11 protein-coding genes are annotated in these 10,563 nt (G+C 67.1%); 4 read left to right on the top strand and 7 right to left on the bottom strand.

Translation table 11 applies throughout. The features are described from left to right. From P1U75_RS04930 to P1U75_RS04945, 4 genes are all read right to left on the bottom strand, one after another. Positions 1-247: biotin/lipoyl-containing protein (locus tag P1U75_RS04930; protein WP_300240476.1), on the bottom strand; the 247-nt coding region annotated here is incomplete at its 3' end. Positions 248-258: 11 nt separating this feature from the next. Next, positions 259-1,632: a pyruvate dehydrogenase complex E1 component subunit beta gene (locus P1U75_RS04935; RefSeq protein ID WP_300240477.1), complete on the bottom strand. Its 1,374-nt coding sequence runs from the start codon at positions 1,630-1,632 to the stop codon at positions 259-261. Between the two features lies 1 nt (position 1,633). Continuing rightward, positions 1,634-2,647 carry a pyruvate dehydrogenase (acetyl-transferring) E1 component subunit alpha gene (gene pdhA / locus P1U75_RS04940; protein WP_300240479.1) on the bottom strand — a complete coding sequence of 338 codons (1,014 nt, stop codon included), beginning with the start codon at positions 2,645-2,647 and terminating at the stop codon, positions 1,634-1,636. Between the two features lie 92 nt (positions 2,648-2,739). After that, positions 2,740-3,039, bottom strand: coding sequence for a septum formation initiator family protein (locus tag P1U75_RS04945; protein WP_300240481.1), 300 nt, complete (start codon positions 3,037-3,039; stop codon positions 2,740-2,742). A gap of 196 nt (positions 3,040-3,235) precedes the next feature. On the opposite strand from P1U75_RS04945, the gene P1U75_RS04950 reads away from it, so the two are divergent. Next, positions 3,236-4,870, top strand: coding sequence for an acyl-CoA dehydrogenase family protein (locus P1U75_RS04950; protein WP_300240483.1), 1,635 nt, complete (start codon positions 3,236-3,238; stop codon positions 4,868-4,870). Between the two features lie 99 nt (positions 4,871-4,969). Here the strand turns inward: P1U75_RS04950 and P1U75_RS04955 are convergent, their stop codons facing one another. Beyond that, positions 4,970-5,863, bottom strand: a complete 894-nt coding sequence (locus P1U75_RS04955; RefSeq protein ID WP_300240486.1) for a fructose bisphosphate aldolase — start codon at positions 5,861-5,863, stop codon at positions 4,970-4,972. Positions 5,864-6,054: 191 nt separating this feature from the next. Between P1U75_RS04955 and P1U75_RS04960 the strand changes: the two genes are divergently transcribed. Then, positions 6,055-6,519: an MAPEG family protein gene (locus P1U75_RS04960; RefSeq protein ID WP_300240488.1), complete on the top strand. Its 465-nt coding sequence runs from the start codon at positions 6,055-6,057 to the stop codon at positions 6,517-6,519. 23 nt (positions 6,520-6,542) lie between these two features. Here the strand turns inward: P1U75_RS04960 and P1U75_RS04965 are convergent, their stop codons facing one another. Further along, positions 6,543-8,126 carry a hypothetical protein gene (locus P1U75_RS04965; RefSeq protein WP_300240491.1) on the bottom strand — a complete coding sequence of 528 codons (1,584 nt, stop codon included), beginning with the start codon at positions 8,124-8,126 and terminating at the stop codon, positions 6,543-6,545. Positions 8,127-8,175: 49 nt separating this feature from the next. Then, positions 8,176-9,381: a phosphoglycerate kinase gene (locus P1U75_RS04970; protein WP_300240493.1), complete on the bottom strand. Its 1,206-nt coding sequence runs from the start codon at positions 9,379-9,381 to the stop codon at positions 8,176-8,178. Between the two features lie 134 nt (positions 9,382-9,515). On the opposite strand from P1U75_RS04970, the gene P1U75_RS04975 reads away from it, so the two are divergent. Both P1U75_RS04975 and P1U75_RS04980 read left to right on the top strand, forming a co-directional pair. After that, complete coding sequence (locus P1U75_RS04975) at positions 9,516-10,025, top strand: peptidylprolyl isomerase (protein WP_300240495.1); 510 nt, start codon at positions 9,516-9,518, stop codon at positions 10,023-10,025. Then, positions 10,018-10,563, top strand: a 546-nt coding sequence (locus tag P1U75_RS04980; protein WP_300240497.1) for a peptidylprolyl isomerase, incomplete at its 3' end; no start/stop codon positions are given. The genes P1U75_RS04975 and P1U75_RS04980, both read left to right, overlap by 8 nt.

Consider the following 10,563-nt stretch of genomic DNA (forward strand, 5'->3'; position numbering starts at 1 on the left):
TTTCGCCCTCTTCCAGCAGCACCGCGATCGGGGTGTTGACCTTGACCCCCTCGCTGCCCTCGGGGATCAGGATCTTGCCGACGGTGCCCTCGTCGACGGCTTCGAACTCCATCGTGGCCTTGTCGGTCTCGATCTCGGCGAGGATGTCGCCGGATGCAACGGTGTCGCCCTCTTTCACCAGCCATTTGGCCAGCGTGCCTTCCTCCATGGTGGGGGAGAGGGCGGGCATCAGGATTTCGGTGGGCATGGTTCTGCTCCTTACCGGTAGGTCACGTGTTTCACCGCCGCGATCACCTCGTCGGTGGTGACCAGCGCCAGTTTCTCGAGGTTCGCCGCATAGGGCATCGGCACGTCCTTGCCGGTGCAGTTGATGACCGGCGCGTCGAGGTAATCGAACGCCTCGGTCATCAGCACCGACGAGATGTAGCTGCCGACAGATCCCTGCGGCCAGCCCTCTTCCACGGTGACGCAGCGGTTGGTTTTCATCACCGAGCGGATGATCGTGGCGGTGTCCATCGGGCGCAGCGTGCGCAGGTCGATCACCTCGGCCGAGATGCCCTCTTCGGCCAGCTTGTCGGCGGCCTCCAGCGCATAACTCATGCCGATGCCGAAACTGACGAGGGTCACGTCCGTGCCCTCGCGCCAGATCCGCGCCTTGCCGAAGGGAACGGTGTAATCGTCCATGTCCGGCACGTCGAAGTTGCGGCCATAGAGGATCTCGTTTTCGAGGAAGATCACCGGGTTGGGATCGCGGATCGCCGATTTCAGCAACCCCTTGGCGTCAGAGGCCGAATAGGGCATCGCGACCTTGAGGCCCGGCACCTGCATGAACCAGGCGGCGTAATCCTGGCTGTGCTGGGCGCCGACGCGGGCGGCCGCGCCGTTGGGGCCGCGGAACACCATCGGCGCGCCCATCTGGCCGCCCGACATGTACAGCGTCTTGGCCGCCGAGTTGATGATCTGGTCGATCGCCTGCATGGCGAAGTTGAAGGTCATGAACTCCACGATCGGCTTGAGGCCGCCAAAGGCGGCGCCGACGGCGATGCCGGTGAACCCGTGCTCGGTGATCGGCGTGTCGATCACCCGTTTTGAACCGAACTCGTCCAGCAACCCCTGGCTGATCTTGTAGGCGCCCTGGTATTCGGCCACCTCCTCGCCCATCAGGTAGACCTCGCCGTCGCGGCGCATCTCCTCGGCCATGGCGTCGCGCAGGGCCTCGCGCACGGTCTGGGTCTTCATCGCGGTGCCCTCGGGCCAGTCCGGGCTCAGGTCGGCCTCGGGCGCGGCGGGAGCACTGGCCTGCGCCGGTGTCGACTCCGGCTCGGCGGCCGGTTCTGCGGTCTGCTGGGGGGAGGCCGGGGCAGGGGCCGAAACCTCGCCCACCTCTTCGCCCTCTTCGACCAGCACCGCGATCGGGGTGTTGACCCTGACCGCCTCGGTGCCCTCGGGGATCAGGATCTTGCCGACAATCCCCTCGTCGACCGCCTCGAACTCCATCGTCGCCTTGTCGGTCTCGATCTCGGCCAGGATGTCGCCAGAGGTCACGCTATCGCCCTCTTTCACCAGCCACTTGGCCAGGGTGCCTTCCTCCATGGTCGGCGACAGGGCGGGCATCAGGATTTCAGTCGCCATCTCAGTTCACCTCCTGCGGGATTGCCTCGGCATAGATATCTGTCCACAACTCGTCGAGCTGCGGTTCCGGGCTCTCGCGGGAGAAGTCGGCGGCTTGGCTCACGATCTCCTTGATCTCCTTGTCGATCGCCTTCAGATCCTCTTCGCTGGCGTGCTTGCCTTCCAGCAGCATGGCGCGGACCTGTTCGATCGGGTCGCGTTCCTCGCGCATCTTCTGCACCTCTTCGCGGGTCCGGTACTTGGCCGGGTCCGACATCGAGTGTCCGCGATAGCGATAGGTCTTGATCTCGAGGATGTAGGGCCCCTTGCCCGAGCGGCAGTGCGCCACCGCCTTTTCGCCCGCCTCCTTGACCGCCAGCACGTTCATGCCGTCGACCATGTCTCCGGGGATGCCGAAGGCCTCGCCGCGGTGATAGATGTCCTTGGTCGAGGTCGAGCGCGCCTGCGACGTGCCCATGGCGTACTGGTTGTTCTCGATCACGAAGACCACCGGAAGCTGCCAGATCGCGGCCATGTTGAAGGTCTCGTAGACCTGGCCTTGGTTCGCCGCGCCATCGCCGAAATAGGCAAAGGTGACGCGCCCGTTTTCCTTGTACTTGTCGGCAAAGGCGAGGCCGGCACCGATCGGCACCTGGGCGCCGACGATGCCGTGGCCGCCATAGAAATGCCGGTCCTTGGAGAACATGTGCATCGAGCCGCCCTTGCCCTTGGAATAGCCGCCCTCGCGCCCGGTCAGCTCGGCCATCACGCCCTTGGGGTCCATGCCGCAGGCCAGCATGTGGCCGTGGTCACGGTAGGAGGTGACGCGCTTGTCGCCCTCTTCTGCGGCGGCCTCGAGCCCGACGACGACGGCCTCCTGCCCGATGTACAGGTGGCAGAAACCACCGATCAGGCCCATGCCGTAAAGCTGGCCAGCCTTTTCCTCGAATCGGCGGATCAGCAGCATCTCGCGGTAATAAGTGGTCAGTTCCTCGGCGGAAACGTTTGGTTTCCGGGCGCTTTTGCGCGTTGCCATCGCGGCGTCCCTCCTCCTGAAAAAGGATAGTTTAGCGTTAAACTATCTATTACAGGATTTTGCCTGCGCTGACGAGGGTGATTTTGCCGCGCCTAGCGGATGACGATTTCGTCGGCCCGCAGCATGCCCAGAACCGAGCGCGCCTGCTGGTCCAGCAGATCGAGGTCGAGGTAATCGTCCGACAGCCGGTGGGTCAGGTTCTCCATTCTGGCGATCTCGGCGTTCAGCCCGTCCAGGTCGGCGCGCAGTGCGTCGGCCTCGGCGGCGATCTCGACCCGGCGGAACAGCCCGTAGTCGCCCTGCACCGCGGCAAAGGTGAAATAGGCCCCGACCGCAAAGGCGGCGGCGAAAAAGAAAAAGGCGCCGAAATTGGGACGGTTGGAACGGGTCACGTGCTGCTGTCTTTCTGCCTCATGCGCGCCCTTTGCGGGCGTCTCGAACCACTATGGCACAGGTGATTCGCCGTGTGAATCCCCTTTCTTTCCTCGCCGCACCGACCGGGACCATGGATCTGACCCGGCGTTTCGATTGAAACCGGCCGGGGCCCGGCGCAGTCTGGCGCCGACTGCAAACGGGAGGAGATTTGCCATGACCGTCACGCCACCCCGCGCCGAGCTTGGCACGCATGAGGTCGCCAACCAGCCGCCCCCGCGCGGCGCCCGCGATCTCTGGGCCGAGGACGTCGCCCTGCGCGCCGCCGCATCGGCCGCCGGCGGGCGCAGCGACGACCTGTCCCGCGCCGGCACCGCCTATGGCAGCGAAGGGATGTTGCAGGCCGCCGAAGAGGCACGCCGCGACAAGCCCCGGTTGGTTCTGTTCGACCGGTCCGGCCGCAGGCTCGACGAGGTGCACTTCAACGCGGGCTACCACCATGTGATGAAGACCGCCTCGGCGCTCGGCTATTCCAATTCCGCCTGGGATGGCAGGCCGGGTGGCAATGTCACCCATGCCGCCCATGTCTACATGCTCAACCAGGTAGAGCCGGGCTGCTGCTGCCCGCTGACCATGACCTATGCGGGCGTTCCGGCGCTCGACGCCGACCCCGGGCTGGCGGCGCTGTGGCAGCCGAAACTCACGTCGGGCCGCTACGATCCCGCTACCCGTCCGCTGGGCGAGAAGACCGGCGCGACGCTGGGAATGGCAATGACCGAGAAACAGGGCGGCTCGGATGTGCGTGCCAACACGACAAAGGCGGTGCGCGACGGCGATCATTACCGTCTGACCGGGCACAAGTGGTTCTGCTCGGCGCCGATGTCCGACGGCTTTCTCACCCTGGCGCAGGCCGAGGGCGGGCTGACCTGTTTCCTCGTGCCCCGCTGGCTGGAGGGGGAGCGTAACGGCATCCGCCTGCAGCGGCTCAAGGACAAGCTCGGCAATGTGGCCAACGCCAGTTCCGAGGTCGAATATGTCAATGCGCTGGCCTATCCGCTGGGCGCGGAGGGCGCCGGCGTGCGCACCATCATCGAGATGGTGCATCACACCCGTCTGGATACCGCGATTGCGCCCGCAGGGCTGATGCGCGCCGCCCTCTCCGAGGCCGTCTGGTGGGTGTCGGGGCGCTCCGCGTTCCAGCGGCGGCTGATCGACCAGCCGCTGATGCGCAGCGTGCTGGCCGATCTGGCGCTCGACTGGGAGGCCTCGGTCAGCCTCGGCTTCTTCACCGCCGCCGCCTTCGACCGCGACGATTCCGAGAGCCGGGCGCTGGCGCGCATCTCCGTCGCCCTGGCCAAATACCTCGGCAACAAGCGCTGCGTCTCGGTGATCGGCGAGGCGATGGAGGTGCTGGGCGGCATGGGCTACGTCGAGGAGACACCGATGCCCATGCTCTACCGCGAGGCGCCGCTCAACGGCATCTGGGAAGGCTCGGGCAACGTGATCTGCCTCGACATCCTGCGCACGCTGGCACGGGAACCGCTTGCGGGCGAGGTTCTGGCCGCCGCGCTGGACGGCGCGCGCGGACGCGACGGCCGCTATGACGCAGCACTTGAGGCGCACCGCGCCCGTTGGCCCGCCCTGCCGCCCGAAGCAGAGGCGCGCTGGTTCGCCGAAAGCCTTGCCAGCCTGCTGTCCGCCGCGTCCCTCTTCGACACCGCGCCCGACGCGGTGGCGGCGGGCTATGTCACCTCGCGCGTCGCGGGTGACCGCGGCAGCCTGCCGGGGTCGGTTGCCGGGTTGGATACGGCGGCCATCCTGCAAAGGCTGACGGGGGACGCCGCCGCCTAGACGGCCGCCCGCGTCCCGCGCACGGCCCCGGGACGCGCGGCGCGGCCACAAAAAAGGCCCGGCGCGATGCCGGGCCTTTCGCATGTCTGGGCAGGGCGTTCAGCCGGCCAGCGAGGCCTGGAAGATGCTGTCGATGCTTGTGGCAAGCACCTTGTCGAACTCGCCGTCGGTCTGCTGCGCCGAGAGCCCCTCGGTCAGCGCCCGCGAAAAGCTGGCGATCATGCCACTGTTCTGCGCCAGCCGGGCGTTGGCCTCGTCGCGGCTGTAGCCGCCCGACAGCGCCACGACACAAAGCACGCGCGGGTGATCGACCAGCGGCTTGTAGTGGTTGGCGGCCTCCGGCAGGGTCAGCTTCAGCATCACCTGGCTGTCCCCGGGCAGCGCGTCGAGTTGCTTTTTGATCTCCGCCAGCAGGATCTCCTCGGCCTCGGCCTTGTCGGCGATGGAGATGGTCACCTCGGGCTCGATGATCGGCATCAGCCCGTGCGCCAGGATCTGCTTGCCGATCTCGAATTGCTGCGCGACCACGGCGGCGATGCCGGAGGGCGAGGCGGCGTTGATGACCGAGCGCATCTTGGTGCCGAAGATCCCCTTGGCGGCGGCCTTGTCCAGCAGCGCGTCAAGCTCCGGCATCGGCTTCATCAGCTGCACGCCTTCGGCCTCGTCTGCCAGCCCCTTGTCGACCTTGAGGAACGGCACCACGCCGCGTTCCTGCCACAGGTAGGTGGCGGTGGGCACGCCGTCGATGTCGCGGTCCATGGTCATCTCGAACAGGATCGCCCCGGCGATCCGGTCGCCGGTAAAGGCGGTCGACTTGATGATCCGGCTGCGCATCTGGTGGATCAGGTCGAACATCTCCTGTTCCGAGCCATAGGCATCCTCTTCCACACCGTAAAGGCGCAGCGCCTTGGGGGTCGATCCGCCGCTCTGGTCGAGGGCGGCGATGAACCCTTTTGCGGCGCGGATCTGTTCGGTCTGTTTCTGTTTTGACATATCGGTTTTCCGCCCAAATTGATAATCTACTGCGTGTATTTCGGGGAACGGCCCCATCGGTCCTGTCCATAGGCAAGCGGGCTGCCCGTTGCAATTGCGTTAGCGCGAACAAGGGGCCGGGACCGTGCGGGATTTGACAACTGCTTGTTTGATCGCATCCAATGTTGGTCTCAAGGCGCAAGGAGGCGCGCATGGAATACTACACCCCCGACAACCCGATCTTTGCAACCTACATGATCGCGGCGGCCCTGATGGGGCTCAAGATCATGGGGCAGGGCTGGATGACCGCCTACCGCATGATGAAGAGCGGCAGCGGATTGGTGAACCCCGAGGATATCCAGAAGGGGCCGTTCAACCCGGCCCCGGATCCGGCCCAGCTCGAGGTCAACGACTACACCGACCGCTCGCGCCGGATGCACCGCAACGATCTTGAGAACATCCCGGCGTTCTGGGCGGTCGGTCTGGTCTATGTCGCCATCGCGCCGCCGCTCTGGCTGGCGCAAACTCTGATGTACGGCTTCGTCGTCATGCGACTGGGCCACGCGGTGTCCTATGCCACCCGCCAGACGCACGAGGTGCGCGCCAGCTTCTACACCGTCGGTTCCCTGATCGTGATCTTCATGGCGCTGCATGTGCTGGCCGCGCTGCTGTTCTAGGCGGGGCGCGGCCAGCGGCGGGCTCAGCGCAGCCGCGCCGGCACGTCCTTGCCCATCCAGTCGCGCAGCACGCCGTTCTCCAGGCTCTCGGTCTCGGCCGCCCAGGCGGCCGCATCGCCGCGCAGCCGCAGGGTTTCGGTGATCTCGTCGCGCAGCGCCGCGCCCGAGGGATCGCCCGCCGCCGCCGCCATCGAGGCCCAGTAATAGGCCGCGCGCCACGAGCGCGGCCGCCCCGCACCGGTGAGGAAATCGCGCGCCGCCGCCCGCATCGCGGCCAGATCGCCGTAAAGCGCGTCTTCCGGTCCGGCCATCAGCACGTTCTGCGCCTCGATCACCTGCGCATAGGGTAGATCGCGTTCGATCCGGTCCAGAATGGCCAGCGCACCGGGCCGGTTGGTGGCCGCCGCCCGCAGCGCATGGGCATAGGCGTTCGCGGGCTGGCTCTCGGCCACGCCCCTTGCGATCAGCAGCGAGGCCTCGGTATTGCCGGCGCGGGCCAGCGGCAGCAGCAGCTTCAGCCCCTGCGCCGGGTTGCGCGGCGCGCCGATCCCGGTCATCAGCGCGCGCCCGAAGGCCAGCGCGTCGGCCGGAGGCTCCTCGGCATTGAGCGCGGCCTGCAAGGCCGCCACCGGCAGCGCCACCTGCAACGCGGTGGGCCGCGCCCCCACCTGCGGGTTCAGCGCGTCAAACAACGCGCGGAACGATTCCACGCTGGCCTCGTCCAGGCGAAACGGTCCATCGGCGATAGAGGTCGAGAGCACCACCCGCCCGCCGGGGGCGAACCCGGCGGCGACGGTCCCGGCCTGCGTGGCAAAACCGCGCTGCTTTTCGCTGGCCGGCATCTCCGGCCCGTTGGCCCCGGCCATGGCCTGCGCCACCGCCCCCGCGATCACCGGGCCCAGGGCGCCGGGCTGCTTCAACTCCGGCGGCAGGAAATTCTGCGCCAGCGTCCAGGCGCCGAGGTCGCGCAGCACCAGTTCGGCATGGGTGAGGTCGGCGGCGACAACGGGTTCCTCGGTCTCGAAATCCATCCGGTAGCTGACGTAATCCAGATCCGCGCTCAGGTTGAGCGAGGCCAGCCGGTCGAAATCGGCGCTGAGCCGCGCCCGCACCCCGCCCGAGGCATGGTCATAGAGCAGATCGAGCTCGGCCCAGGGCGCGTGCAGGGTGGCAAACCCCATGCCGCGCAGCATGTTCGCCCCCTCCGGCGGCAGGCAGCCCGCCGCGATGTCCATCCCGTCCAGCACCAGCCGCAGCCGCCCGGCGCCGATCCGGTCGAGCGGGTTGCCGTTGATCGTCACCCGCGCGGCGGTGATGCGGCAGGCGTCCACGGGCAGGCCCGGGATCAGCGGCACGATCTCGATGCCGGTCAGGGTGGCGCGCGCCGCCACCGGATCGACGCTCAGCTGGTCATAGCGGATATCGGCCAGCAGGCGCGCCCATGTCATCACGCTGTGCATCGCCCCGGTCGCCAGCCGCTCGGCGGTGATCATCTGCCAGAACGACGGGCGGGCAGGGGGCGGCGGCGCGGCCTGGTCCTGGGCGCTTGCGGGCAGGGCGGCCAGGGTCATCGCCCCGGCGGCCAGGTGGCGGGTAAAACGGGTCATCGAAACTCTCCTCGGCAGAACAATGGCCCGAGGATACGCCAGTTTTATCTCAGGCCAAAACGCCCTGTTGCTCCAGTACGGCCACACCGGGCAGGGTCTTGCCCTCCATCCATTCCAGAAAGGCGCCGCCCGCGGTCGAGATATAGGTGAAATCCTCTGCCGCCCCGGCCTGGTTCAGCGCCGCCACCGTATCGCCGCCGCCGGCCACGCTGATCAATTGCCCGGCGCGGGTCAAGGCGGCGGCGGTCTGCGCGGCGGCATTGGTCGCGGCGTCGAAGGGTTCGATCTCGAAGGCGCCCATCGGCCCGTTCCAGATCAGGGTTTTCGCGCCCTTGAACACCTCGGCGATGCGCGCCACCGTCTCCGGCCCGGCATCGAGGATCATCGCGTCGGCGGGGCAGGCATCGGCGGCCAGCGTCTCGTTCGCGGCCCCGGCGCGAAACTCGCGCGCCACCACCACGTCCGAGGGCAGCAGGATCGCGCAGCCGGCCCTTTCGGCCTTGGCCAGGATCCCGGCGGCGGTGCCGGTCATGTCGTGTTCGCACAGCGATTTGCCCACGTCGATGCCCTGCGCGGCAAGAAAGGTATTGGCCATGCCGCCGCCGATCACCAGGTGATCGACCTTTTCGACCAGGTTGCCCAAGAGTTCCAGCTTGGACGAAACCTTGGCGCCGCCCACCACAGCCACCACCGGGCGCTGCGGCTTGCCCAGGGCGGCCTCCAGCGCCTCCAGCTCGGCCTGCATCAGCCGTCCGGCGCAGGAGGGCAGGATGCGCGCCACGCCATCGGTCGAGACATGCGCCCGGTGCGCGACGGAAAAGGCGTCATTGCAATAGACATCGCCAAGCGCCGCGATCTCGGCTGCCAGATCGGCGCAGTTCTGTTCCTCGCCGGGGTGAAAGCGGGTGTTTTCAAGCATCAATATGCTGCCCTGATCCAGTGCGGCCAGTGCGGCCTCGGCCGCCGGCCCGCGGCAGTCGGCGCAGAACGCCACCGGCGCGCCAAAGGCGGCCTCCAGCGCCGGCACCAGCGGACGCAGCGACATCTCCGGCATGTGCTTGCCCTTGGGGCGGCCGAAATGGGCCAGCAGGATCGGCTTGCCCCCGGCGGCGCGGATGTCGTTCAGGGTGCGGGTCAGCCGCCGGATGCGGGTATCGTCGCTGACTTCGCCGTTCTCGACGGGAACATTGATGTCCACCCGCACCAGCACCCGTTTGCCGCTCAGGTCCATGTCATCCAGCGTGTTCCAGCCCATGTCGTCACCTCGAAATCGAATGCTTTCAATCGCCGCGTTGTTGCCCCGGATTTGCGGCCGACGTCAATGCGTCACTTGGCAATCGGCGGCCCTCGTCATAGGTAACGGGGCAAACGCCAAGACAGGAGCGCCCGATGGCCGAGATCAAAGACCCCGAGAACACCATCCTGATGGAGCTGAAGGACGGCACCGTCACGATCGAATTGCTGCCCGACGTTGCCCCCGAGCATGTCGCGCGGATGAAGGAGCTGGTTCGCGCCGGCGCCTATGACAACGTCTGCTTTCACCGGGTGATCGACGGCTTCATGGCGCAGACCGGCGACGTCAAGCACGGCAACATGGAAGAGGGATTCAACCTGCGCATGGCCGGCACCGGCGGCTCCGACCTGCCCGATCTGCCGGCCGAATTCTCCCGCCTGCCGCATGACCGCGGCACCATCGGCGCGGCGCGCAGCCAGCACCCGAACTCGGCCAATTCGCAGTTCTTCATCAACTTTGGCGACAACCATTTCCTCAACGGCCAGTACACCGTCTATGGCCGCGTCATCGAGGGGATGGACCATGTCGATGCGATCACCCGGGGCGAGCCGCCCGCGGAGCCCGACCGCATGGTCAGTGTGAAGGTGGCCGGCGATGATGCGTAAGCTGGCGATCCCGGCGGCGCTGGCCGCGCTGGTGGCCGGCCCCGCGCTGGCCACCGAGCTTTCCATCGAGGTTGCGGGTGAGGGCGCCAACGGCACCATCGTGATCGACATGGCCGATGACGTGGCCCCGGGTCACGTCGCCCAGATCGCCGCGCTGGCAAAGGAGGGGGCCTATGACGGCGTCGTCTTTCACCGGGTGATCGACGGCTTCATGGCGCAGACCGGCGACGTGCAGTTCGGCAAGCTGGGCGGCGACATGCGCCGCGCCGGCATGGGTGGCTCGGAGCGGCCCGACCTCAAGGCCGAGTTCTCCGACCTGCCGTTCGAGCGCGGCGTGGTCGGCATGGCAAGGGGTGGAGATATTGATAGCGCCAACTCTCAGTTTTTTATCATGTTTGCGCCGGCGCCGCACTTGAACGAAATCGGCTACACCGTCGTCGGCCATGTGACCGAAGGCATGGATGTGGTGGATGCCATCAAGCGTGGCGAGGGGCAGAGCGGCGCCGTGATCGGTCAGCCCGACGTGATGAAAAAGGTC

This window comes from Antarcticimicrobium sp., from assembly GCF_029212575.1.
Taxonomy (GTDB): Bacteria; Pseudomonadota; Alphaproteobacteria; order Rhodobacterales; family Rhodobacteraceae; genus Antarcticimicrobium.